23 protein-coding genes are annotated in these 23,824 nt (G+C 60.1%); 10 read left to right on the top strand and 13 right to left on the bottom strand.

Features of this window, described 5'->3' with window-relative positions:
- Window positions 1-30: 30 nt before the first annotated feature.
- The 7 genes from HGQ17_RS06810 to HGQ17_RS06780 all read right to left on the bottom strand — a co-directional run bounded on the left by HGQ17_RS06810 (window position 31) and on the right by HGQ17_RS06780 (window position 6,854).
- Window positions 31-936, bottom strand: coding sequence for a LysR family transcriptional regulator (locus tag HGQ17_RS06810; RefSeq protein ID WP_168887219.1), 906 nt, complete (start codon window positions 934-936; stop codon window positions 31-33).
- A 16-nt stretch (window positions 937-952) separates the two neighbouring features.
- A complete protein-coding gene (gene solA / locus HGQ17_RS06805; protein ID WP_168887218.1) occupies window positions 953-2,134 on the bottom strand; it encodes an N-methyl-L-tryptophan oxidase in 1,182 nt (393 codons plus the stop codon).
- A 126-nt stretch (window positions 2,135-2,260) separates the two neighbouring features.
- Entirely contained in the window at window positions 2,261-3,331 is a 1,071-nt protein-coding gene (locus HGQ17_RS06800; RefSeq protein ID WP_168887217.1) for a hypothetical protein, read from the bottom strand.
- Window positions 3,332-3,337: 6 nt separating this feature from the next.
- On the bottom strand, window positions 3,338-4,423 hold the full coding sequence (locus tag HGQ17_RS06795; RefSeq protein ID WP_168887216.1) for a hypothetical protein: 1,086 nt from the start codon (window positions 4,421-4,423) through the stop codon (window positions 3,338-3,340).
- Between the two features lie 77 nt (window positions 4,424-4,500).
- Window positions 4,501-5,499 carry a hypothetical protein gene (locus HGQ17_RS06790; RefSeq protein WP_168887215.1) on the bottom strand — a complete coding sequence of 333 codons (999 nt, stop codon included), beginning with the start codon at window positions 5,497-5,499 and terminating at the stop codon, window positions 4,501-4,503.
- Between the two features lie 25 nt (window positions 5,500-5,524).
- Window positions 5,525-6,532, bottom strand: a complete 1,008-nt coding sequence (locus HGQ17_RS06785) for a hypothetical protein (RefSeq protein WP_168887214.1) — start codon at window positions 6,530-6,532, stop codon at window positions 5,525-5,527.
- Between the two features lie 97 nt (window positions 6,533-6,629).
- Window positions 6,630-6,854, bottom strand: coding sequence for a CsbD family protein (locus HGQ17_RS06780; protein WP_168887213.1), 225 nt, complete (start codon window positions 6,852-6,854; stop codon window positions 6,630-6,632).
- A 226-nt stretch (window positions 6,855-7,080) separates the two neighbouring features.
- On the opposite strand from HGQ17_RS06780, the gene ectA reads away from it, so the two are divergent.
- From ectA to HGQ17_RS06730, 10 genes are all read left to right on the top strand, one after another.
- A complete protein-coding gene (ectA, locus tag HGQ17_RS06775; protein ID WP_168887212.1) occupies window positions 7,081-7,593 on the top strand; it encodes a diaminobutyrate acetyltransferase in 513 nt (170 codons plus the stop codon).
- A gap of 58 nt (window positions 7,594-7,651) precedes the next feature.
- Window positions 7,652-8,938 (top strand): diaminobutyrate--2-oxoglutarate transaminase, encoded by a 1,287-nt coding sequence (gene ectB, locus HGQ17_RS06770; RefSeq protein ID WP_168887211.1) that lies wholly within the window; start codon window positions 7,652-7,654, stop codon window positions 8,936-8,938.
- 130 nt (window positions 8,939-9,068) lie between these two features.
- Window positions 9,069-9,461, top strand: a complete 393-nt coding sequence (locus HGQ17_RS06765) for an ectoine synthase (RefSeq protein ID WP_168887210.1) — start codon at window positions 9,069-9,071, stop codon at window positions 9,459-9,461.
- Window positions 9,462-9,635: 174 nt separating this feature from the next.
- Window positions 9,636-10,991, top strand: coding sequence for a TrkH family potassium uptake protein (locus HGQ17_RS06760; RefSeq protein ID WP_324615214.1), 1,356 nt, complete (start codon window positions 9,636-9,638; stop codon window positions 10,989-10,991).
- 28 nt (window positions 10,992-11,019) lie between these two features.
- Window positions 11,020-11,658 (top strand): potassium channel family protein, encoded by a 639-nt coding sequence (locus HGQ17_RS06755; protein ID WP_168887342.1) that lies wholly within the window; start codon window positions 11,020-11,022, stop codon window positions 11,656-11,658.
- Window positions 11,655-13,163 carry a M81 family metallopeptidase gene (locus HGQ17_RS06750; RefSeq protein ID WP_168887209.1) on the top strand — a complete coding sequence of 503 codons (1,509 nt, stop codon included), beginning with the start codon at window positions 11,655-11,657 and terminating at the stop codon, window positions 13,161-13,163. The genes HGQ17_RS06755 and HGQ17_RS06750 overlap by 4 nt, the downstream gene beginning before the upstream one ends.
- A complete protein-coding gene (locus HGQ17_RS06745) occupies window positions 13,156-13,878 on the top strand; it encodes a copper homeostasis protein CutC (protein WP_168887208.1) in 723 nt (240 codons plus the stop codon). The genes HGQ17_RS06750 and HGQ17_RS06745 overlap by 8 nt, the downstream gene beginning before the upstream one ends.
- Window positions 13,879-13,970: 92 nt before the next feature.
- The gene (locus HGQ17_RS06740; protein ID WP_407670762.1) at window positions 13,971-15,104 is read left to right on the top strand and encodes an acetoin utilization protein AcuC; all 1,134 of its coding nucleotides are present in this window, start codon (window positions 13,971-13,973) and stop codon (window positions 15,102-15,104) included.
- A 117-nt stretch (window positions 15,105-15,221) separates the two neighbouring features.
- Entirely contained in the window at window positions 15,222-15,320 is a 99-nt protein-coding gene (locus HGQ17_RS06735; protein WP_081652675.1) for a 30S ribosomal protein bS22, read from the top strand.
- A gap of 65 nt (window positions 15,321-15,385) precedes the next feature.
- Window positions 15,386-15,625 (top strand): glutaredoxin family protein, encoded by a 240-nt coding sequence (locus HGQ17_RS06730; RefSeq protein ID WP_168887207.1) that lies wholly within the window; start codon window positions 15,386-15,388, stop codon window positions 15,623-15,625.
- On the opposite strand, the gene proC is transcribed toward HGQ17_RS06730, so the two are convergent.
- The 6 genes from proC to HGQ17_RS06700 form a co-directional block, all read right to left on the bottom strand.
- A complete protein-coding gene (proC, locus tag HGQ17_RS06725; protein WP_168887206.1) occupies window positions 15,618-16,430 on the bottom strand; it encodes a pyrroline-5-carboxylate reductase in 813 nt (270 codons plus the stop codon). The two genes, HGQ17_RS06730 and proC, sit on opposite strands and share 8 nt — an antisense overlap.
- On the bottom strand, window positions 16,427-19,579 hold the full coding sequence (locus tag HGQ17_RS15690) for a type I restriction endonuclease subunit R (protein ID WP_168887205.1): 3,153 nt from the start codon (window positions 19,577-19,579) through the stop codon (window positions 16,427-16,429). Before HGQ17_RS15690 ends, proC begins: the two co-directional genes overlap by 4 nt.
- Window positions 19,580-19,733: 154 nt before the next feature.
- Window positions 19,734-20,393, bottom strand: coding sequence for a DUF3800 domain-containing protein (locus HGQ17_RS06715; protein WP_211090494.1), 660 nt, complete (start codon window positions 20,391-20,393; stop codon window positions 19,734-19,736).
- Window positions 20,386-21,378, bottom strand: coding sequence for a restriction endonuclease subunit S (locus HGQ17_RS06710; protein ID WP_168887203.1), 993 nt, complete (start codon window positions 21,376-21,378; stop codon window positions 20,386-20,388). Before HGQ17_RS06710 ends, HGQ17_RS06715 begins: the two co-directional genes overlap by 8 nt.
- A gap of 164 nt (window positions 21,379-21,542) precedes the next feature.
- Window positions 21,543-23,162 carry a class I SAM-dependent DNA methyltransferase gene (locus HGQ17_RS06705; RefSeq protein WP_168887202.1) on the bottom strand — a complete coding sequence of 540 codons (1,620 nt, stop codon included), beginning with the start codon at window positions 23,160-23,162 and terminating at the stop codon, window positions 21,543-21,545.
- A 92-nt stretch (window positions 23,163-23,254) separates the two neighbouring features.
- On the bottom strand, window positions 23,255-23,818 hold the full coding sequence (locus HGQ17_RS06700) for an SHOCT domain-containing protein (RefSeq protein WP_168887201.1): 564 nt from the start codon (window positions 23,816-23,818) through the stop codon (window positions 23,255-23,257).
- Window positions 23,819-23,824: the final 6 nt, after the last annotated feature.

The following is a 23,824-nucleotide window of genomic DNA, read 5'->3' as shown; positions in this document are numbered from 1 at the left end:
GATGCGAGATGTGACCTAGTCAGATTCTGTTCACGATGCGCCTCCCCTGCTTCTGAGCAGCATCTGTTCAACTGTCGGCCGGATCGACTCCAGCCGTGGCAGGAGCGCGAAGGGGTCCTCGCGCTGAACGCGGGCGCATAACGGCGAGGTGCGTCCTCCGCCCTTCAGAGGGACCATCTTGGTGCCTGGCCAGGGACTCATGGCCACAACTTCTGTCACGACAGCGAAGCCCAGACCGGCAGCTACTAGACCCAGCATTGCCTGCTCACTGGTGACATGAGCTGTGGGACGTGGACTCACGCCCGCGTCAGAGAACACCGAGGCGATCGCGTCGAAGGCGACAGGAGCCCTGGCCCGCTCAAAGAGAATGACCCCCTCTCCGCGCAACTGAGGCAGATCCATCTCTTCGCTGTCTGCCAGGGGGTGATCACGGGGCAGTGCAATGTATAGGGCCTCATCCAGGAATGTCATCTGGTTATGATCGGGGTCTTTCCAGGTCCGCAGCAGCGCTAAATCTAGGTCTCCCCGATCCAGTGCCCGGGCCTGCTGCTCACTTCCCATATCCGTGACGATGACGTCGAAATCTTCAAGTGTGGGTAAGAGCAGAGGAAGCAGGGCTGTGAAAGTGGAGCTCACCGCTCCAATCCGCAGCGGCCGGCGTGGGTGATCCTGAGCCCGACGAACGAGGTCGGGAATCTGATCAGCTCTGCGCAGCAGCACTTTGGCTTCCTCGTATAGCTGCCTCCCCGCTGGGGTGGGCAGAACATGACGAGTCGAGCGCTCGAATAGAACCACATCGAGGTCTCGTTCCAGCGTAGCGATGGCCTGGCTCAGTGGAGGCTGTGCCATCGTCAGGCGCCGGGCAGCTCGAGTAAAACTGCGCTCTTCATAGACTGCGCAGAAGTACCGGAGCAAACGGACCTCAATGTCTGTCACAGAATCAGCCTTAAGATCATGAGGAGAACCTCAGGGGGTCGAAGGACGAGATATCCAGACTGGGCCCGGAGCCGGTCGCTGATTCAACAGCGAGCTTGCCAAAGGTCGGAGCGAGTTTGAAGCCGTGCCCGGAGAGGCCGGCGGCGACCGCTACATTGTCTGAGATCAAACCGAGGAGAGCCCTGCGGTCAGGGGTGAAGAGGTCCATGTGGACGGAGTGACGGCTGGGCCTGCTGGGCAGATCTGGGATGAGGGAATGAACGGTTTCACCGATCTCCCGGAGAGCATCTTCCGGTAGGTGACGGGGGAGATCATCGGGTGCACGTTCTTCTGGAGGATCGTTCCAGACGTCGCCGACGCCTACTTTGACCAAGGTTCCATCCAATGTAGGTACCCCGAACAGGTGAGTAGTTCCCTCCTCGCTCTGAAAGTCGCGGATGAACGCCGGGCACACCTCAGGGGTGAAGTTGGCAGGGTCGCTGGGGGCGAACCAGGTCAGCGTGATTTTGCGGGCACTCAAGGCTGGAGTCAGTTGGGGCACCAGCTTCGGGGTCCATGATCCAGCGGCGATAACGGCGGCAGAGGCTCTCACTGTTCTATCGCCAACCTGTGCTTCAACGCCTCCGGGGGTATGGCGGAGGGAGTGCACTGGAGTATCAGTCAGGACTGCAGCGCCTGCTGCGACAGCTTGTCTCTGCGCCTCAGCAACACCTGCCTCGGAGCGGATGACACCCCCGAGTTGGTCGAGGATGCCCACATCCTGACCCAGCTTGTGGTGCTGGGGGAACTCTCGATGCAGTTCTTCGGCAGATAGGCGGCGATTGGGAAGATCGTAGCTCTCTGCGGTGTCCTTCACCCCGCGAAGCTGCGGCGCATCATCGGCGGCGATCGAAAGCACTCCGGTCTCAAGAAAGAGTCGCCGCCGTCCTGCCTTTTGCAGGTCCAACCATTCCTCACGCGCGTCCTGCAGCAGGGGAAGGTAGTCCGCCCCTTCGTGATACAGGGTTCGGTATAACCGGGACTCCCCTGCATAGGCGCCCCGGTCGTGCTCCAGACCGAACTGTTCCACACCAAGTACCGACAGCCCGATACGGGCAGCATGTCGAAGGGCAAAGGAACCGACGCTTCCCAGGCCGATGACTAGCAGGTCGAGATCATCGAATTGATCCCTGGTACGCGATGAAGGGGGTTGCGACATGTCCTGGAGTATTTCAGCAGCTCACACTAAGAACAATATCTTTCACATACTAATCTCATCTAGACTAATAGCAGATACATATATTTGTGAGCGAGCAGCCCCCACAATCGAGCAACACCTGGGGCGCTAGTTCTCCTCGTAGCCAAAGAGTGGGTCGTAACTGGTGACTGCCATATGCCACAGTGATTGCCGGTCCACGTCATTCTGGACCTCAACGGTCAGGATGCGCCCATCGGTGTCAGCGTTTCGGAACTCGATGAAATCGTAAGCCTCATCGGCGAGGTTCTGTTCGAAGGATTCCGCATTGGCCTCGGCCCTCTCTGGCTCCTCGTGGACGAGAATGATGCGGGTGATGTGCTCCCCGTCGACTTCATCGAATGCCATGCCCAGATAGGAATACCTCTCCAGAGGCTCGAGATCGGAGCCGCTCCCCCACCGAGGCACACCCGTGATGATCGCAGCGAAGTACCAATGCTCGGAATCGATGGCCTCAGCAGCAGCCATGATGTCCTCGTCATCAGCCACTGTGGCACCTTCGGGGGCCAGGGTGTTGTGATCCTCAAATCCGTTGCTGCTGACCAGTGTCTGACCTTCAAAACCAGTCTCGAATCCATCCGGCACAAGGTCATCATCCTGCAGCATTCCCTCAACACCGGGGTCCTCCGGCATTTCAGCCAGAGTTAAGTTCGCCTCAGGTGCGGCCCAGAAATCGACGTACTGATCCATATCGTGTGGATGGACTCCCAGCTCCTCCTGCCAGGCACCCACCCACCGCTGGTCAAGGAACCTGATCAGAGTGGACTGCTCCGCCTGATAATCGGCCTGAGCACCGCTATGAACTGACCGCAACCAGTCCTGATAGGCCTCGACGCCATCCTGACTCTCGTCACTGCCGATATTCATATTCGGGGCTGGTGGCTTATCCTCCCCGGTGAGTTCCGCCAGCCGGTCATAGTTGGCGGCTCTGATGCTCACCCCAACTAAATCCTGCCCACTACCCGCCTCAGACTCGTCTGCAGGTTGGGAAAAAGGACCGCCGCCGGTTGAATCGGCAGTCTCAGCACCCTCACGAGGATCAGGAATCCGCTCCAACTGATCCGCAAGCCGGTAGTCGGCACCACCACCGAAAACTCCGCATCCGGCCAGGGCAAAGGCCGCAGCGGCCGAGGCTGCCGCCGTCGTGAGTTCTCGGCGCATCGAATGTCACCCTTCGGAGTAGTTGAGCAGCGAATACCCGCCGTATACGAGGTTATACACCCAAGGCACGTTGTAGTCATCGTTGGAGCGTTCGAAGCTCAGCCGCAGAAGCTCCCCATCGACCTCTGACTCCGTCAGCTCAAGTGCGTCATAGGCCCGCCGGTGGGTATGTGCCGTCTCTTCTTCCAGAATCTGTTCGACCAGTTCAGCATTGGCCTCAGCCGTTTCGGCATCGTCATGCAGCAGTACGGCACGGTGGGTATGTGTGCCGTCCTCGTAATCTGAAGAAAGGCCCAGCCACTGATAGGGCTCAAGGAAGTAGTCGAGGTCAGAACTGCAGCCGGGGGCATGGCTGCCCTCACCGCAGGGCGTGGGGCGGCTGACTGCTGCGATGTACCAGTCATCCTCATCGATGGCCTCGGCGACGGTGGTCAGCCCCTCATCGAAGTCCGCCAGGCTGCCCTCGGTGTCCTGATACTTCTGAAGAACTTCCGCACTCTCCTCCGGAGTGCTTGCTTCCTGCAGCAGAATGCCGTCTCCTACTTCCATTCCACTTACCGAGCCGTCATCAGCGGTGTGGATGCCGTCCTGCTCATCATCTGCGTGCTCTGTGAAGAGATCGACGACGTCGTCGCCCTCCAGTAGTGAAGTAGAGAACCCTCCCATGCCGAGGGTACGGATGGTGGTCACGCGGTCCGCGTCCCGCTCATCCAGTCCGAAGGTGGCCGCATACTGGTCATGCGACTCAGACCCATGAGCTAATTCAGCGCGGTCAAATACCTGGGCGCCCGGTGCTTCCAGCCCCAAGCCCTCAGGGCCCCAGACCTCGTTATACCAGTCGGCACCGGCCTCATCCCAGGGCTGGGAGGAGCCCGAGTCTGGACGGTCGATGCCGGTGATCTCTTCAACCCGTTCCAGATCACTGGTGATGACCGAGATGAAGGCAGGATCGTGTCCACCTTCCTGCAAGGGGGTCTCTGGAATCGCCGGCAGCGACTCAATCTGTTCAGTCAGTCCGCCTGACTCCGAGGAGCAGGCTGTGACCGCTGCCATAGCGGCCACAGCCAGCACCCAACCGGTCTGCTTTCTCATCCCATTCCGCCGTGAGCACACAATCGCCATAGTGTGAACTCATCAGGTGAACTCTCGGTGAACGGCTTCAGTGCCGCTTAGTTGAAGGGTGCGATACGAAGACCCTCCGCAGTCATTATCACCGAGGGAGATTCGGTGAAGTGGACTTCCGCAATGACCAACTGCCCATCAGTTTCGGTCTCGAGCTCTTCGATTCCCCACTCACCGGCGAAGTTGCCCATCTGAACCTGGATCGTCCGCTCGTAGTCCGCCGCAGTGTCCGCATCGGGGAAGTGCCAGTAGAAATGGCCGATCTGGGTCCCGTCCTCCTGCCAGATGCCGTGGCCACGCCAATCGTAATCACCGCTGTGCTCACTGTCGGTCAATGAGCGTCGGATACCGGCCCAGTACCAATCATTGGCGTCGATGGCCTCAGCAATAACTACTGCCTCCTCGACTTCAGCAAGAGCCTTCTCCTCTCCCGCCTCCAACCCAGCCAGGGTCTCCGGGGTGCGCCCATAGAGCAGCCGCTCGTCCAGTTCCAGTGAATAGGCTTCTGAAACCACTTCGTCGACACGATTGTTGATTTCTACTGGACCCCAAACTCCGTTCTCATTGACCTCTCCGAAGGCCGCTTCCACCTGATCAATGTCGTATTCGCCCTCGACGACACCGTACTCACCGGCCGCAACAACGATTCGATCCACCTCCAATAGGGTGAACCCAAGGGGCGCTTGGGAGTACGCATCCAAATAATCCTGGTTCAACGGGGAACTCACCCAGGGGGCAGCTTCTACGAATACCGGGGCGTCAGCATCTGGCGCGGTCTCGCGCCCGGTAACAATGTCTGCCCATTCTTCATACTCCTGCTCAGAAGCTCCCGGTTCCGGCTTGGTCGTGCCACTGATCTCCGCGACAGCTTCATAGTCCACCGCATTGACCATGTGCATAAGATCTTCATCCTCGTAGGCCGGAAGGTATTCAAGGTCCTCGAGCAAGCTGGTGGATCCCTCGCCTGCCCCGCATGCGGTGATGAGCCCAGTAATGCCCAGGGCAGCCAGAGTAGCCTGTCCCGTCGTCGTTATTTTCTTAGCCATGTCCTTGGTTCCTAGTCCTCTGGCCTCAGTAGAAGGGCGGGCTGAGAGTCTGTTCAGCCAGCTGAATCGCACGCGGTGACTCAGTGAAATCGACCTCAGCTGTCACCAACTGGTTGTCGACACCCATTTCAAGGGATTCAATCCCCCAAGACTGCTCGAGTTCCTGGAGGTAGGTCTCGATGAGCTCGCGGTTGGCTTCGGCGTCCTCAGAAGACGAGTGGTACCAGTAGAAGTGACCGGTGTAGGTCTCGTCCTCGAGCCAGACGCTGTGACCTCGCCATTGGACCTCGGCACCATCCTCGAGGTCATAGGGACCACTGACGAGCACCGCCCAGAACCAGTCATTGTCATCGATGGCCTCGGCTACTGCGACCGCCCCGTCCTGGTCAGCCAGGGTCTCCACATCCCCGTCCGCCAGTTGGAGGGTCTCCTCGCCGCCGAAGGCGATCTTGCCGTCGATTTCAACGGCACCTGCCCGCTCCCGACTATCTGGTTCGTTGTTGTCCCAAACCCCGGCTTCGCTGGGTTCCCCATAGGCAGCATCGAGGAGTTCCTCCTCATAATCCCCTTCAAAGACTCCGTATATTGCTGGCCCCGAATACGCGCTCACCCGGTCCATATGCAGCGGGGAGAACCCAAACTGCGCGGCGGTGTCCTCCACGGAGGTCTCCCGGGTCATCGTCAGCGCCTGATGGCCTGGCAAGGTGACGAAGATCGGTGCGGAGTCCGCCGATTCTTCCTGCAGACCGAAGAGTGTTCCCTGCCAATCTCGGAACTCATCCTCACTGGCTCCCGGTTCGGGCTGTTCGTGGCCGGTGAGCTCACTGACGGCCTCGAAGTCCACGGCGTCTACGCGGTGGAAAGATGGATCGTCATCGGAATCACTGGGGACCGGCAAGTACTCGAGGTCGCCCGCCAGTCGGTCAGACCCGCCGAAGATCCCACATCCGGTGGTGAGTCCGGTCACACCGATCAGTGCCAGGGCACCCCACCCCGGCGTCGTCGTGCTCTTGGTTTTTCCGTTCCGTTTCATGCTGTTTATGCCCACCCTGCCCTGCTGACAAAAGCGCCGGGGCCAATAGACCCCGGCGCTTCAGCAGAACACCTTGTTCAGTACTTTCTAGGAGTACTTACTGGTTGTCCTTCTTGAAGTTATCGGTGAAGCCCTTGGCCTGCTCCTTGGCGTCGGAGGCGGCGTCCTTCACGGACTCCGCAGCGTCCTTAGCCTTGCCCTGGAGGTTCTGGGCCTTGCCCTCGCCCTCCAGCTCAGAGTCACCAGTGACTTTGCCGGCAGTCTCCTTGGCGGAGCCGCCGAACTTGTCCTTTGCGGCGTCAAACTTGTCTCCGAGTCCCATACTGAACTCCTTTCCACTAGGGAACCTGACACTGCCGACAATACCCAGGTCAGAACGATCTGTCACCAGTCATTCAGGGAAATCACAGCAACCTTCTAGCCCATGTTCTGGCGGGAAAACGGGGTGTCAGGCATCCGGCCTGGTCAGGCTGTGAGGACCAATCCATAGGTAACCTTGAGCGCTTCCCAGGGTTCTCCCAAGTTTTCACTTGCTAATGTGGACAAAGATGAATGCCGAACAACCCCCTGCTGAAGAACTGATCATTCTGCGTGCGCCCACTGTGGCAGACGGCGCAGATCTCTGGCGCCTGGCTGAGGGAACGGGGGTGCTGGACACCAACACCCCCTATGCCTACCTCCTGTGGGCCCGGGACTTCGCCGACACAAGTGTGATCGCCGAAGTGGAGGCGGAACCTGCCGGATTCATCTCCGGGTATATGAAGCCCTCTGACCCCCAGACGCTTTTCATCTGGCAGGTCGCCGTGGACTCCAATTTCCGGGGCCGCGGTCTGGCCAAGAAGATGCTCTTCGAACTGGTCGAACGCACCGGTGCCAAGCGTCTGGAGACCACAATCACCGCGGATAACGAAGCCTCAATCGCTTTGTTCACCGCTCTGGCGCGGCAGAACGACACCGAGATCGTCCGCCGTCCGCTGTTCACCGAAGACCTCTTCCCGGCCGACAGTGGCGAGAGCCACGCGACTGAGGACCTCTATGTGGTCGAACCGCTGAACGCCTGACCTGCGAAGAATTCGTACATCACCCACCCCATCAATAAATTGAGGACTGAGATACTGCATGGCTACTGACATTTTTGAAACTCGCGAGTCCCAGGTACGCAGCTACTGCATGAACTGGCCAGCCACCTTCGAGCGGGCCTCCGGGGCTTATCAGTGGAGCGAGGACGGCACCAAGTACCTCGACTTCTTCTCTGGAGCCGGTGCACTCAACTACGGCCACAACCACCCCGAACTGCGTGACCTCGTCGTCGAGTACGTCGCCAATGACGGAGTCACCCACTCCATGGATATGAAGACCCCGGCCAAGCGCCGCTTCCTGGAGACCTTCGAGCGGATCATCCTGGAGCCGCGCAACCTCGACTACAAGGTCATGTTCCCCGGCCCGACAGGCACCAACACTGTTGAGGCCGCGCTGAAGCTGGCCCGTAAGGTCACCGGCCGTCAGCACATCCTGTCCTTCACCAATGCTTTCCACGGCATGACCCTGGGCTCTCTGTCGGTGACCGGCAACTCTATGAAGCGCAAGGGTGCCGGTATTCCGCTGACCAACTCCTCGAAGATCCCCTACGACGACTACTTCGACGGCGACATCCCCGACTTCCTGTGGCTGGAGCGGGTCCTGGAGGACTCCGGCTCCGGTGTGGACAAGCCGGCGGCCGTCATCGTGGAGACCGTTCAGGGTGAGGGTGGGCTCAACGCCGCCCGTATGGAGTGGCTGAAGGCCCTGCACGATCTGCTGAAACGGCACAAGATTCTGCTGATCGTCGACGACGTCCAGGCCGGCTGTGGCCGCACCGGTAAGTTCTTCAGCTTCGAGGACGCCGGAATCGTGCCGGATATCGTCTGCGTCTCCAAGTCCATCTCCGGCTACGGTCTGGCCATGGCACTGACCCTGTTCAAGCCCGAGCTGGACGTCTGGGAGGGTGGCGAGCACAACGGCACCTTCCGCGGTAACAACCTCGCCTTTGTTACCGGCGCCCGGGCACTGGAGCTGTTCTGGTCCGATGACTCCTTCCAGAAGGAGCTGGCCGGCCGGATCGATGAGCTCAAACAGGGTCTGGAGAAGATCGCTGAGCACGTCAAGGGCGCCTATGTGAAGGGGCGCGGTTTCCTCACCGGTCTGCACTTCCCGAACCCGGACACCGCCGGCAAGGTTGCCGCCGAGGCCTATAAGCGCAACATGCTGATGGAGACCTCCGGCCCCGAGGACGAGGTCGTGAAGCTGATGCCGCCGCTGACCATTGACTCCGAAGACCTCCAGAAGGGTCTGAAGATTCTGGAAGAGGCCGTTCTGGCCGCCACCGGTCAGATGAGCGAGCCCAGCCGCCTGCGCCCCCCGCACTGAGCTAGTCCCGGCGGCGGGGAAACCCCGCCTGCCCGAGCTTCCCAGCGAAATTCCCGTATCCCAGTGAAATTTCCTGGGGAAGATGCAATATCCCTGGGAAACGTGAACCAGCTAAGACCTAAGGAGACGTATGTACACCCTGCACATTGATGACCTCAACGGCACCGACCGCGACGTCAAGGACGGCCACTGGCGCTCCCGCCGGATGGTCCTGGCCAAGGAGAAGGTCGGCTTCTCCCTGCACGAGACCACTCTCTACGCTGGCCAGACCTCCGAGTTCTGGTACGCCAACCACGTCGAGGCCGTCTACTGCGTCGGCGGCAAGGGCACTTTGACCAACCTCGAGACCGGTGAGAAGCACCAGATCACTGATGGCTTCCTCTACCTGCTCGACGGCCACGAGAAGCACCGCCTGGAGATCGAGGAAGAGTGCCGCATGGTCTGCGTCTTCAACCCCCCGGTCACCGGCCGCGAGGTCCACGACGAGAACGGCGTGTACCCGGTGATCATCGAAGACGAGTAGGAGGCGCCGTTCGTCTAAGCGAGGGCCCGGGACCCCGTGCAACATGGGTTGCGCGGGGCTAGGCCCGAGCGGGCGTCTACCCGGTCATCATTGAAGACGAGTAAGACTCGGCTATCTAGTCATCATTGAAGATAAGTAAATAACCCCTTCCCACGTCGTTCTACACTGAACGGCGTGTGGGAGAACCTGAAGCGCCATCTGGGGCGGCTGGCTAAGTCCTCGCCGCCACGCATGGCGCTTTTCATTTTCGCCGCGGTGATCGTCCTGTTCACCGTGCTGCTGATGATGCCTTGGGCCAGTGCCTCGGGCCGTTCGGCCAAACTGCACGACGCCGTCTTTGTGGCCACCTCTGCGGTCTCGGTGACAGGTCTGACCCCGGTCAATACCGCCGAGCACTGGTCCTTCGCCGGGCAGATCATCATCCTGGCCGCCATCCAGATCGGTGGGCTCGGCATCCTGACCCTGGCCTCTTTGGTCGCAGTCTCGGTGACCCATCATTTGGGCCTGCGTACTCGTCTGGTCGCCCAGGAGGGCATTGCCTCCGGCCCGTTGGGTGAGGTCGGATCCCTGATCAGAACCGTGGTGATCTGCTCCGCCGTGGTCCAGACCGCACTGGCGCTGGTCCTCGTGCCCCGGCTGATGATGCTCGAAGGCTCTGTGGGCACCGGAATCTGGCACGGGATCTTCTACTCCATCAGTTCCTTCAACAACGCCGGATTCGTCATCCACCCCGATGGTCTGGCCGGCATCGATAACGATCCCATCGTCCTGTGGACGATCATGATCGGGGTCTTCCTGGGCAGTCTGGGCTTCCCGGTCCTGCTGCTGCTGTGGCGCTACCGGTGGCATATCCGCTCCTGGAGCCTGCATACCAAACTGACTATGGAAGTCACCCTGTTGTTCATGGTCCTGGGCGCAGTCGGTTACGCGATCCTGGAGTGGAACCACTCCGACACCCTGGGCACCATGTCCACCGGTGAGAAGCTTCAGAACTCCCTGTTCGCCTCGGTGATGATGCGTTCAGGTGGTTTCTCCGTGGTGGACAACATCATGGAGCATTCCGAGACCATGCTGATCACCAACGCCCTGATGTTCGTCGGCGGCGGTTCGGCTTCCACTGCCGGGGGCATTAAGGTCACCACATTTGCGGTGATCTTCTTGGCATTCCTCGCCGAGGCTCGTGGTCATGAGGAGTCCTCCGCCCATGGCCGGACCATCCCCGCCCAGGCGGTACGCGTTGCCATCTCGGTGGTGGCCATGGCGGCGACCTTCATCCTCGCTGCCACCCTGGCGCTGATCATCATCGCCGGTGAGGATCTGGAGCGTCCGCTCTTTGAGGCGATCTCCGCCTTCGCCACCTGTGGCCTGACCTCGGGGCTGACGGAGGAGCTGCCGCCCTCGGGCCTCTATGTGCTCTCAGGCTTGATGTTCGCAGGCCGGGTGGGCATTATGACATTCGCTGCGGCTCTGACCCTGCGCCACAGCCGTGTGCGCTACCGCTACCCGGAAGGACGGCCGATCATTGGCTAAATCCCGCAGACAGCAGACCAATAAGCCCGTGCTGGTCGTGGGCCTGGGCCGGTTCGGCATCGCACTGGCTCAGCAGCTTGTCGACCAGGACAAGGAGGTCCTGGCCGTGGACCGCCACCGGTCCCTGGTGCAGAAGTACGCCGATGTCTTCACCCACACCCTGGAGGCCGATGCCACCGATATCGAGGCGCTGCGGCAATTGGGTGCCGAGGAGTTCGACTCCGCAGTGGTCGGCGTCGGGACCTCCATTGAATCCAGTGTGCTGATTGCAGCGAATCTGGTGGACCTCGGCGTCAGCCAGGTGTGGGCCAAGGCCATCAACCCCACCCACGGCAAGATCCTGACCCGGATCGGCTGCCATCACGTGATCTACCCGGAGCACGATGCAGGGGTGCGCGCTGCCCACCTGGTCAGCGGGCAGATGATGGACTTCATCAAGTTCGACGACGATTTCGCCATCGTGAAAATGCGCCCGCCCAAGGAACTGCAGGGCAAGACCATTGATGAGTCCCAGCCGCGTAAGCGTCATCAGGTCAATATTGTGGGTGTGAAGTCACCTGGTAAGGACTTCGTCTACGCCCAGCCGGACACCATGATCGGTCCCGGGGACACCATTGTTGTCAGTGGTGATGTCACCCAGTTGGAGTGGTTCGCCGATCACGCATGAGCGATAACCACCCCCGCGAGACGCCCCTGCCCCGTATTGCCATCCTCGACATCGGAATCGAGTCTTCTACCTTCTCGCCACACCGGTCTGACCTTGATGATTTCAATCAGCGACGCGGGGATGAGCTTCTGGCACGCTACCCCTTTCTGGCTCCCGGTTCACCCTTGCGGGAGGCCGCTGACTGGGTGCCCCTGATGCAGGCAAGCGCCATCCCGGGTGGCGCCGTGGTTCCAACAGCCTATGACCAGATGGAGGCCGAAATTCTGGACCTCCTGGAGGCCCGGGGCCCCTTCGATGGGGTCTTCTTCCATATCCACGGTGCGATGTCTGTGGTGGGACGGCAGGATGCCGAAGGGCAGCTGGCCACCAAGGTGCGCCGGGCCGCCGGAGACCAGGCCATGATCTCCACTTCTATGGACCTTCATGGCAATGTGACGCAGGAGTTGCTGGAGGCGGTGGATCTCATCACCTGCTACCGGATGGCTCCGCATGAGGACGCGGTGGAGTCGTGGGAGCGGGCAGTCCAGAATCTGGTGACGACCCTTCAGACAGGAAGCCGTCCGCGTAAAGCATGGGTGCGTGTGCCGGTGCTGCTGCCCGGGGAGAAGACCTCCACCCGCATTGAACCGGCCAAGAGCATCTACGCCCAGGTTCCAGTGACCGAGCAGCGGCAAGGCGTTCTGGATGCTGCCATCTGGGTAGGTTATGCCTGGGCCGATGAGCCGCGGTGCAATGCCACCGTAGTGGTCACCGGAGAAGACCAAGCCGTCATCACTGCCGAGGCCCGGCGCTTAGCTGAGCTCTACTGGGATGCTCGGGAGGACTTCGCCTTCGTGACCCCAACCGGAACCTTCGCCGAGTGTCTGGATCAGGCTCTGGCCAGTGATCTGCGGCCGTTTATGATCTCCGACTCCGGCGATAACCCCACCGCTGGCGGGTCAGGGGATATGACTTGGGCCGTAGCGCGCCTGCTGGAGCATCCGGCTGTCACTGGCGGGGAGGCCAGCGTCCTCTACACCGCGATTCCGGATCCTGAAGGCGCCCGGGCGGCCTACGCAGCCGGCCCCGGAGCCCAGCTGACTCTGACGGCGGGCGCCAGGGTTGATCATGAGCACCAGGGGCCAGTGACCCTGGAGGGTACAGTCGTCACGGCCACCGACGCTGATCCGGTAGGTGGCAAGGTCGCCGTCGTCGGCGTCGGTGGGCTGCATGTTGTCATCACAGAGCGCCGCAAGCCCTACCACCTGCGTGAGGATTTCGAGTATGCCGGGGTGAACCCGGATGAGTTCGACATCGTGATCTCCAAAGTCGGCTACCTCGAGCCCTATCTCTACGGGTTGGCCGCTGACTGGCGGATGGCTCTGACCCCCGGCGGGGTGGACCAGGACCTCCTGCGACTGGGACATCAGCATATTGAACGCCCCATGTTTCCTTTCGACCCCAAGATGCCGGATCCTGATCTCAGTCCGACCCTGCTCAGCCCGAGGGTGGAGAACGATGCCTGAGAACCAGCTTCTCGAGATCGCGGTCCAGGATGCAGAGGGCGCCCGGGCGGCAGCCGCTGCCGGTGCTGACCGTCTGGAACTGTGCCAGGGGCTGAGCCTCGGTGGTCTCACCCCCAGCCGCGCTCTGCTGGAGGACACCGTTAGGCTGAACCTTCCGGTTCGTGTGCTGATCCGGCCCCGTGCCGGCGGGTATCGCTACACCTCCGCAGAAGCTGCGGTAATGATCCACGACGCCGCCCACGCCCTGGAGGCAGGTGCTGAAGGGGTGATCGTCGGGGCGTTGACTGTTGACGGCCTGGATTCCAAGCTGCTGAGCGAGCTTGTCTCCGCTGCCGATGGCCACCCGGTGGTTCTGCATCGCTGTGCCGATGTGCTGCTCGCACAGGGATGGGGCCCGCAGCGGCTGGCCGAGGAGCTCATCGGGCTGGGGATAACCGGGGTGCTCAGCTCGGGAGGAGCCCCTACCGCGGCTCAAGGAACTGATGTGCTCTCGGAGCTGGCATCCTTCGATGCACTAGAAGTCATCGCCGGCGGCGGAATCAGGGCTGAGCAGATCTCGGCCTTCTCCGCGGTGGATGCCGTTCATCTCTCAGCCTCCAGCCCGGTTACCCGCGGCTCCTCCGGTCCCGGCGGCGGAGAGGAGAACTTTCCCACCACTGACGCGGATCTGGTCTCAGCCGCCCGTGCCGCCCTGGATTCCTTGAACCGTCTCTGATCGCTCAATGTCGGTCATCTATGGCGTAGCCGGTAGGCTTTTGTCCTGTGACGCCCATCGCATCCAAGACCGCGCTCATCTGGGACCCAGCGCTGCTGGGCTACCGGTTCAGCGCCTCCCACCCCATGGACCCGGTGCGCCTGGAACTCACCGAGCGGCTGGCTCGTCAGATGGGTGTGCTCAATCCTGAGCGGATCCGGCTGATCGCCCCGGAGATCGCCGACGACGACGCCCTCGCCGCTGTTCACGACCCCGCCTATATCGCCGCGGTGAAGGCCGAGGAGGTCTCCACTGAACATGGGCTCGGCACTGAGGACACCCCGGTGTTTGAGGGAATCCACGAGGGCGCGGCTCGGATCGCCGGGGGCAGCCTGCAGCTGGCGGATGCGTTGATCACCGGCACCGCAGTGCGTGGAGTGAATTTCGCCGGAGGAATGCACCACGCGGCTGCGGCGAAGGCCGGTGGGTTCTGTGTGTACAACGACGCTGCACTGGCAATCCGTCGGCTGCTGGATTCAGGAACCCGCCGGGCGGTATATATCGACGTCGACGCCCATCACGGAGACGGCACCCAATCGATCTTCTATGAAGACCCCCAAGTCATGACGATCTCCCTGCACCAGACCGGGGTGACTCTCTATCCGGGAACCGGTTACCCCAATGAACTCGGCACCGGCGATGCCGAGGGCACTGCGGTCAATATCGCCGTACCACCGGGCACCGGTGACGCCGGTTTCCTGCGGGCGTTCCACGCGGTGGTGCCGCAACTGGTGCGGACCTTCGAGCCCGAGGTAATCATCTCCCAGCACGGCTGTGACTCTCACGCCCAGGACCCCCTGAGCGACCTCGGGCTCAGTATCGATGGGCAGCGTCAGCTGGCCCTGGACATCGAGCATCTCAGCACCGAGGTGACCGAAGGCCGGTGGATCGCTACCGGAGGCGGAGGCTACTCGGTCTACGACGTCGTGCCCCGTGCCTGGACCCATCTGACGGCTATCGCCGCCGGGGATCCCATTCCATTGAAGACCGAAACCCCGCAGGGCTGGCGGGACTACGTTGAGCAGAGGTACGGGGAGAAGGCGCCTGCGCTGATGAATGACGAGGTGGAACTGTGGTGGAGGTCCTGGGAGTTGGGCTACGACCCCGAGGACAGTGTGGACCGCGCGGTGATGCAGACCCGCAAGGAGATCTTCCCGCTGCACGGCCTCGACCCCTGGTTTGACTGAGATCACCGTTTCGCCGCGCGCTATATCTTTTCCCCTTGGTTCGCCCTTATTCTCGAGAATCTGTAAACTCATCTGAGACCTTTTGGCCTATCCCCGATAGATAAGGACTGTGAACCTATGGGTTCTGTGATCAAGAAGCGCCGTAAGCGCATGGCGAAGAAGAAGCACCGCAAGCGTCTGAGGAAGACTCGCCACCAGCGGCGCAATAAGAAGTAAGCACTGCTTACCGTACAGTGGACCCCGGTTCTGATACCGGGGTCTTGCTGTATCTGGAGGAGATTATGAGCACTCACGACGTCGAAGTCCTCATCAAACCCGAATGCCACCTCTGTGCCGAGGCACTGGAGGTCACCGCCGGTGTCTGCGGCGAGCTCGGCCTGGACTACCGAACCACTGATATCACCGAACACCCGGATCTCGCGGCACAGTTCGCCGAGGAGATCCCGGTACTGCGGATCAATGGTGTGGTCCGCGACTTCTGGAAGTTCGATCCATCTCGGATGCGCCGGCTGCTCAGCTGAGTTCCTTAGCCCGGGCGATATTCGCCTCTACAGCTGCACGTACTGCCGCGGCCAGACCATGCTCGTCGAAGGCAGCGATAGAGCGCTCGGTGGTGCCATTGGGGCTTGTGACATTGGCGCGCAGCTGGCTGGCGTCCTCCTCTGAGGTGACCAGCATTTTTCCGGCCCCGTAGAGAGTCTTAGCGGCAATCTCTGCCGCCATCTGAGGGTCCAGCCCCTCTTCGGCTGCGGCAGTGGCCATCAGCTCGGCCAGATAGAAGGCAAAGGCCGGCCCGGAGCCGCCGATGGCTCCGATGATGTTGATCTGATCCTCCGGCACCGGGAACACCGATGCCACTGGCGAAAGCAGGCGGCTGACCAGATCCACATGCTCGTCACTGGCATGCGTACCGGCAGCCAGACCGATGGCTCCCTCCCCCACTGAGGTGGGTGTATTGGGCATAGTGCGGATTACCGGCTGCCCCTGCTGCAGGGCTACTTCCATCTTGTCGGTGGGCACACCGGCTGCCACAGAGACGACGACGGCGCCGGGCTTCAGCGCCTCTTTCAGCTCAGTGCACACATCGATGATCTGGTAGGGCTTGACCCCCAGGAAGACCACATCGGCACCGGTGACGGCTGCCGTATTCGCATCAGCCTGATTCTCCTCGGCCAGAACCTGCACGCCGTACTGTGCTGAGCGATCCTGGGCTGAGGCGGCCGAGCGTGAGGTAGCGGTGACGTCATCGGCCTGCACCCCGGAGTCCAGGAGTCCGGCCAGAATGGCTCCGTTCATCGACCCGAGCCCGATCATCGCAATCTTCACAGTGCTTCTCCTATATTGTCGGCGGTGCGCTGAGCCTGGACGAGGACCAGCTCAATGGCTTCCTCTTGATGATCTGGAGGATAGCCGTGAATGGCCAGCAGACGCCTGAGTTTTGAGCGCATACCGGCCTTAACCGATTCCCGATTGTCCCAGTCAATGGTGACCGAGTTCTGCACGGATTGGACCAGATCCACGGTGATATCACGCAGCTTCTGATCACCCATTTCAGTCACAGCGGTACCGTTCTGCGCCAAGGCATCGAAAAAGGCCAGTTCTCCGAGCGTCAGGTTGAGCTGCTCAGCGCGCTCTTGCTCGCTTTTCATTTCCTTGGCCACTTTCACCAACTCGGCCATCACTTCAGCAGCGGTTAGCGCTTGGTTGGTGTACTTCTTCACCGCAGCATCAAGCATCTCGGAGAACTTCCTGCCCTTGACCACATTGGTGCGCCGCACAGTTTTGATCTCATCATTGAGCAATTTGCGCAGCATAGCCAGATGGATGTGCTCTTTGTCCTTCTGGGCTGCCAGTCGGTCCAGAAACTCTTCACTGAGCAGGGATAGTTCGGGCTTCTCCCTGCCTTCGAACCCATAGACATCGATCACCCGGTCCGCGGTGATCGCTTGATTGACGATCTGGCTAATCGCCGTATCCGCTTCAACTCCAGCTGTTTCGGACTCCCCCGAGCCGGGGGCACGCATTTTCAGGATGGCTGTGCGCACAGCTGTGAACAGAGCAACGTCGTCTCTGATGGCGGCGGCCTCCTCGCTGGCTCCGCAGAGCGCGAAGGCTTTCACCAGAGCAAGGACATGGTCCAAGAAGCGATCGGTGTAGTTTTTCCCTTCGGAAGTGTCAGCGGCGCCCTGGGCAAGCACGTGGTCCATCACATGTTGATAGACACCAACCCGCTGGGCATCGGTCATCTCGCCCGTAACCCGATAGTCGACCCCATGCAGCATAGAACTGATGATCTGGTGCTTCTCCTGCATGAGGGCAACCATCTCCTCGATGGGCACCCCGGTGGTCTCCCGGTCTGATGGAGAGTACTCGGCCAATGCATCCTGCAACTTGGTGAAGATGCCGATGTAATCAACTATGAGCCCACCGGTCTTGTCCTTGTACCTCCGATTGACTCGGGCGATGGCCTGCATCAGGCCCGCCCCCTGCATGGTCTTGTCTACATACATCGTGTGCATCGCTGGGGAGTCAAACCCGGTCAGCCACATATCCCGCACAATGACCAGCTCCAGAGGATCAGTCGGGTTCTTGGCCCGGGCTTTGAGCTGATTGCGTTGTCTAGCGTCATAGAGATGCGGCCGGAACTCTGGTGGGTCCGAAGCAGAGCCGGTCATCACTACTTTGATACTGCCCTCAGCTACTTCGTCAGAATGCCATTCTGGGCGCAGTGCGATGATCTTGCTGTAAAGGTCGACCGCAATCCGTCGGCTCATAGTCACGATCATTGCTTTGCCAGTCATCTCAGCCCGGCGGGCCTCCCAGTGGGAGACAATATCCTCCGCCACAAGCTCGAGCCGGGACTGGGACCCGACGACTTTCTCCAACCTGGCCCATTTGGATTTTGCCTTCTGCGCCGTGGCTTCTTCGGACTCTCCTACCGCTGATTCAGCAAGCTCATCCAGAGCCTCAAGATCCGTTTTGTCCAGAGCGATCTTGGCCAACCGAGATTCGTAGAAGATTTTGACTGTAGCTTCGTCGGCCACGGCCCGGGAAAGGTCATAGACATCGATGTAGTCTCCGAAAACGGCCTTGGTAGATTTATCAGTGGATTCAATGGGAGTTCCGGTGAACCCGAGGTACGTTGCATTGGGCAGAGCATCACGCATGTACTTGGCTAGGCCCCCGCGCAATTCTCCCGCAGCGGTGAGGGTTACATCCAGACCGTACTGTGAGCGGTGGGCTTCGTCTGCAATGACGACGACGTTTCGCCTGTCGGTGAGCAAACGATCGCCCTCTACCTCGCCTCCGAACTTCTGCAGGGTCGTGAAGATGATGCCCCCAGAGGCCCGGCGTAGTTTCTCACGCAGATCCTCCCGCGTTTCGGCTTGAACTGGGGTTTCTGCCAAGATCGAGGCGGGGGCGAAGACCTCCTCGAACAGTTGGTTGTCGAGGTCCTGACGGTCTGTCAGAAACACCAGGGTGGGGTTACCCATTCGATCATCGCGCATGATCTTCCCAGCAAAGAAGAGCATCTCCAGGCTTTTGCCAGAGCCCTGTGTGTGCCAGACGACACCGCCTCGCTTATCTCCCTCCGGCGAACTGGCGTTGACTACCGAATCTACAGCTTTGTTCACGGCCCAATACTGGTGGTACTTGGCTACGCGTTTGACCGTGATGTTCTTAGCCTGGCCACTCTCCGTGCTGGTGGTTTCCTCGGAGAAGACAATGAAGTTAGAGATCAGATCCAGGAGCCGCGGGGGATCGAATACCCCGCGGATCAGCACATCGAGAGAAGGAGCGCCGGGCAGCGCTTCAGTCCCGTCAGTGGTCTTCCACGGGGCGTAATGCTCAAACCCAGCGGTAAACGTCGCCATCCGCGCATTAGACCAATCACTGATCACAGTCACCGCGTTGGTGGTGAAGAGGCTAGGGATGTCATCCCGATAAGTCTGAATCTGGTTCCATGCCGACTTTAGGCTGGCGGACTGAGCTGAGGGACTCTTCAGTTCAAATACGGCGACCGGGATGCCGTTGAGGAACACGACGACGTCGGGACGCCTGCTCCGGTGCTCGACGATGCTGAACTGATTCACGGCCAGCCAGTCGTTGGCAGTGGCATCTTTGTAGTCCACGAGCTTGAGCCGCTTAGTTCGCTGATGGCCGTCGCTGCTGTAGGTGACCGGTACTCCGTCGAGTAAGAACTCGTGCCGTCTCATGTTCTCTGCAACAAGGTCCTGATGCTCGGTGCGCAAGAAGCGTTTTACCGCCTGTTCCTGCTGCTCTGCGTCGGCCGTGGGGTTTAGCCGAGCGACGGCGGCACGCAGTCTGCCTGTGAGGAGAGTGTCTGACCAGCTCTCGCGTTCAGCATTAAGAGCATCAGGGGCAATGTCTACCCCATGCAGAGTCTGGTAGCCGAGCTGGCGCAGATGGTCCAGGGCAGCATTTTCTACCGCCTCCTCATTGAATGCCACCACGTCAGGCCCTCCCTCAACCGGCACGAGCGATCTACCATCACCCTACAAGCTGCTTAGGAGCTTGCCCCACGCGGTATAATAATGAGTGAAAAGGTTCCACCCCGCTGAGAAAAGCCCCCGGGCTTTGCCGCAAGGCTAGGCGGGGTGGTCATTTTTAATAGTATCGAGTGTTGCCTTGGCTAAAGAGGTCGAACAACTGGGGATCTATCGGCTCGAGAGCCTCAAGAGGACCAGGGTCTTCATTCTCCAGCCAGCGGTACGTAGACCAGGCGAGATAGTCCGCAATCTGTCCATTGAGATCTGATTTCACTGGGTGGAACATGACGTGGAACGGCACGCCAAGTGATTTGATCTTCGGCTTCACCACTTTGAGGAAAGCCTTCCGCTGCTTCCCAGTGAGAACTGAGTCGAAGACGAGCACGATTTGCTCAAACGCATAGTCCGGCCCACATTCAGATACCAACCATCGCGCCACTGCGGTGCCGAAGACTTCCATCATTCCGGCGTCACTTTGGCGTTTGGGGTGAGTGTAATGCTTGTCCACATACAGGACTTTTGCCCCGAAGTGTGAGCTGAGACTTGAGATGGTCTCAGCAGCCCGTTTGCGCGTACTGCGGGAATTATTAGTGGCGTGGAACTCGAGGTCTTCGCTCCCCTCCGCCATGAGCTCGTACTTCAATCGCTGCATGGGGGCGGCTGTCAGGTTAGGATCCATCGTGTAGACCGCGGCAACGACGAAGTGGTCAGTTCCCTTGGCGGAAAAGTTCAGATCACCGGACTCGTCGAGGAATACGAACAGAGTTCGATCAGACACCCAACCCCTCCCCCACAGCCTCAGCGGCTTCTGGGACGCGGACCCTGCCAGAGAGGAGCTCCGGCAGCAACGCGTCCCGGAGACCGGATAACTTCCGGTTCTCATCAGTAAGACTTGTGATCCGGGTGTCCAATGAAGAAAGCTGGGCCTCGAGTTCTCGGACACCGGACTCAGATGGCCACGGAACTTGGGCGGACGTCAGGCTCTTTTTGTTCATCGAGCCAAAAACGGTGCCCTCTTGCTCAAAAGGCGCCCATACTGCATCAGCTGCCTGAAGCGAGTAATAGCAGGTGCTGGGAAAGCTGCTCGTCACAGCTGCGAGGCCGCGACCGATACAACAGTACTCTTTTGCCCGATTCAAACGTCCCACCGGCGCTCGCACCGAGATCAACGTGGCGTTCGCATGTGCGGTTCTTACGGGGCCTGTTGTCCAAACCCGATAACTCGGGTGACGAACACCGAAGTCCTTGACACCCTGATAGAAGGGCACCCCCTCGCCTTCCTCATTGTAGGTGTCGCCGGGCGGTGAACTTCCCATCGTGACCTCAGCGATGTCCGTAAGCGTCTGCACTTTGTCAGCTGCTTTGCGGAAGAGCGCTTCTCCAAGATCCTCAGCCGAATCTATCGCTCGGCAGTTGGAGTCGATCTTGTCGTCCAGGGCACCCAGCGTTGCTGCGATCCCCCGCTGCTCTTCGAGGGGCGGGAGGGGCGGCAGCGGAAATTCCATGATCTGCGTCCCGCTAATGTGCGGTACGGCTGATCCAGTTTCCGTGCCGCGAATATAATTCGTGAAGTCACGGCTACCAATGATGTAGCCCAGGTACCTCTGGTCTAGGTGATCCCTCGCACGAAGCCGCGCCACTCGCTGGACCAACATCGCGGGCAGGTCCGCTTCGCGGACAACCGCATACTTAAGACCGGCCGAAATCCACGGCCGATCCATTGCTATCACCACGTCACCTGATCTGAGCTCGTACTTCGTCAAGTCCGGCGAAATACCCTCTGGCCAGTGCTTCGAGCCGGACCATCGCAGAGTGCCCTGGGCAATGTTGTCACCTCGAAGCAGACGGACGTGGGAAGCGTCCTCACTAAAACCTCGACTCTTGAAAGGGAAGCCGGTGACCAGCTCAACGTGCTGTCCGAGTAAGCTCACTTCAAGTCACCCAGCCGCTCACGGATGGTCTGCTCCAGCTCGCGGCCGCGGTCGAACTCGGCGTAGAGCTCGCTGGTCAGGCGCTCGATCTTCTCCTGGATCGGCTCGTCGTCGTCCTCAACCGCCTCAGCGCCGACGTACCGCCCCGGAGTGAGCACAAAGTCATGCTTCTCGATCTCTTCCAGCGACACCGCTTTCACGAAACCGGGGACGTCGTCGTACTTTCCGTTTTTGTTCCGCCAGGCGTGGTAAGTATCGGAGATCTTGGCGACGTCATCATCATCGAGCACTCGCAATTTGCGAGACTCCATACGGCCCAACTTCCGGGCATCAATGAACAAGACCTCACCCTTGCGTTCCCGGCGCCCGTTGCCGTGACGGTTCTTACTGAAGAACCACAGACTCACCGGAATTCCAGTGTTGAAGAACAACCGATCGGGCATGGCAACAACACAGTCCACTAGGTCTGCCTCCACCAGCCTCTGGCGGATATCTCCCTCACCACCAGATTTAGAGGACAACGAACCATTGGCCAGCACAATCCCGGCCGTGCCGTTAGGCGCTAGGTGGTGGATAAAATGCTGCACCCAAGCAAAATTACTGTTCCCTTTGGGCGGCAAGCCATACTGCCAACGGGGGTCATCAGCCAGCTTGGGGTGGAACCAGTCGTCCTGATTAAAGGGCGGGTTCGCAATTACAAAGTCCGCCTTGAGGTCGGGATGCAGATCCTCTGCAAAGGAGTCCGCTGATTTAGTCCCCAGGTCAGCTTCAATGCCCCGGATAGCCAGGTTCATCTTGGCCAGCTTCCACGTAGTGTGGGTGTACTCTTGGCCGTAAATTGAAATATCCGTCTGCTGTCCGCCGTGAGCCTTCACGAACTCAGTCGACTGCACAAACATGCCGCCTGATCCACAGGCGGGGTCAAACACCCGGCCAGCGTAGGGTTCCAGCATCTCCACAAGAGTCTTGACCACTGAGCGTGGGGTGTAGAACGCACCGGCGTCCTTACCCGTCTCTTTACCCGCAAACTGACCGAGGAAGTACTCGTAGACGCGCCCGAGTACATCGTCCGAACCGTGGTCATCGGTGCTTGTGAAGCCGATATTGCCCACGAGATCCACCAGCTGCCCCAACCGGCCCTGATCTAGGCCCTCCCGAGCATAGTTGCGCGGCAGCACGCCGCGCAGGGTGGAGTTCTCCTTCTCGATGAGGTCCATAGCTGCATCGACCAGCTCACCAATTGCGGGAGTCTTGGCCTGGTCCTGCAGGTACTTCCAGCGGGCATGCTCTGGAACCCAAAACACGTGGTGGGAGGTGTACTCATCCCGGTGCTCCAGGAAGTGAGGAATCTGTTCAGCCGGGATACCCTCAGTGCGCAGCTCAACCTCGAGCTGGTCGCGACGTTCGGTGAACCGGTCAGAGATGTACTTCAGGAAGATCAGCCCAAGCACCACATGCTTGTACTCGCTAGGTTCTTGGTTGCCTCGTAACAGATCCGCAGCATCCCAAAGCCGCTGCTCGAGAGTCTTGGTATCAGCCTTCTTCGGTTTCCTGGCACGGCTCTTACTACCAGTGGCTGCAGTGTCAGTCGTGCCCTGCGGCGTCGTCGTCCCCATGATCATCCAGCCTATCTGGATGCCCCGACATCCTCGGCAATCAGGCACAACCTACCCGTTGTGTGAGCCTATCGGACCTCAAAAGGTGAGGTTCAAAGCTGGGCGATGATCTCAGCGCGTTTGGCCTGGTACTCCGATTCCATCAGCAGTCCCTGGTCATAGAGCTCGCGGAGACTGCGCAGCCGCTCAGCGGCCTCCGGATGCGGCATCGAGGAACCAGTGGGCAGACTCCCATAGGGGTCGAAATCGTTCCCTGGGGCATACGGCTCAGGCGGCCCCTGCCAGGCCAATGCCGTGCGGATCCTGGTCTCCAGCCGAGTGGCGTCCTCGGCCACCATGCTGCTGAATGTCAGAGAGCCGGTGAGACTTTCGATGGTCAGGCTGCTGTTGATCAACCCTCGTTTGCTGTGCACTGCCGTAATCGTTTCAGCGGGACGTTCCTCGAGTTCACGTCCGGTGAGACCTGCCCGCAGACCGAAGACCCGGTGCGTTGTCAGCACCGCAATTCCCTGCCCGTCGTTGAAGGAGGCAGATGCCATCTCCAGGACTGCCTCCTGGGACTGCAGCACTTTGGGCAGTGCCTTGATAGACCCTCCGGTCCAGAATTTACTCGCCATCCGCTGCCGGGCCTCAGCGATCTGCTGCTTATGACTCATACCCGA

This window comes from Nesterenkonia sedimenti (genome assembly GCF_012641515.1).
In the GTDB taxonomy this organism is placed as follows: domain Bacteria; phylum Actinomycetota; class Actinomycetes; order Actinomycetales; family Micrococcaceae; genus Nesterenkonia; species Nesterenkonia sedimenti.
Note: the sequence above shows the minus strand (reverse complement) of the source record. Positions and strands in the feature narration are given on the sequence as shown.

What these genes read in the sequence shown, in the direction of transcription:
- HGQ17_RS06730 (WP_168887207.1), top strand. Translation starts at nt 15,386, where the DNA reads ATGAGCACTCACGACGTCGAAGTCCTCATCAAACCCGAATGCCACCTC.
- solA (WP_168887218.1), bottom strand. Translation starts at nt 2,134, where the DNA reads ATGTCGCAACCCCCTTCATCGCGTACCAGGGATCAATTCGATGATCTC.
- HGQ17_RS06765 (WP_168887210.1), top strand. Translation starts at nt 9,069, where the DNA reads ATGTACACCCTGCACATTGATGACCTCAACGGCACCGACCGCGACGTC.
- HGQ17_RS06795 (WP_168887216.1), bottom strand. Translation starts at nt 4,423, where the DNA reads ATGAGAAAGCAGACCGGTTGGGTGCTGGCTGTGGCCGCTATGGCAGCG.
- HGQ17_RS06750 (WP_168887209.1), top strand. Translation starts at nt 11,655, where the DNA reads ATGAGCGATAACCACCCCCGCGAGACGCCCCTGCCCCGTATTGCCATC.
- HGQ17_RS06800 (WP_168887217.1), bottom strand. Translation starts at nt 3,331, where the DNA reads ATGCGCCGAGAACTCACGACGGCGGCAGCCTCGGCCGCTGCGGCCTTT.
- HGQ17_RS06735 (WP_081652675.1), top strand. Translation starts at nt 15,222, where the DNA reads ATGGGTTCTGTGATCAAGAAGCGCCGTAAGCGCATGGCGAAGAAGAAG.
- HGQ17_RS06785 (WP_168887214.1), bottom strand. Translation starts at nt 6,532, where the DNA reads ATGAAACGGAACGGAAAAACCAAGAGCACGACGACGCCGGGGTGGGGT.
- HGQ17_RS06700 (WP_168887201.1), bottom strand. Translation starts at nt 23,818, where the DNA reads ATGAGTCATAAGCAGCAGATCGCTGAGGCCCGGCAGCGGATGGCGAGT.
- HGQ17_RS06705 (WP_168887202.1), bottom strand. Translation starts at nt 23,162, where the DNA reads ATGGGGACGACGACGCCGCAGGGCACGACTGACACTGCAGCCACTGGT.
- ectA (WP_168887212.1), top strand. Translation starts at nt 7,081, where the DNA reads ATGAATGCCGAACAACCCCCTGCTGAAGAACTGATCATTCTGCGTGCG.
- HGQ17_RS06790 (WP_168887215.1), bottom strand. Translation starts at nt 5,499, where the DNA reads ATGGCTAAGAAAATAACGACGACGGGACAGGCTACTCTGGCTGCCCTG.
- HGQ17_RS06780 (WP_168887213.1), bottom strand. Translation starts at nt 6,854, where the DNA reads ATGGGACTCGGAGACAAGTTTGACGCCGCAAAGGACAAGTTCGGCGGC.
- ectB (WP_168887211.1), top strand. Translation starts at nt 7,652, where the DNA reads ATGGCTACTGACATTTTTGAAACTCGCGAGTCCCAGGTACGCAGCTAC.
- HGQ17_RS06745 (WP_168887208.1), top strand. Translation starts at nt 13,156, where the DNA reads ATGCCTGAGAACCAGCTTCTCGAGATCGCGGTCCAGGATGCAGAGGGC.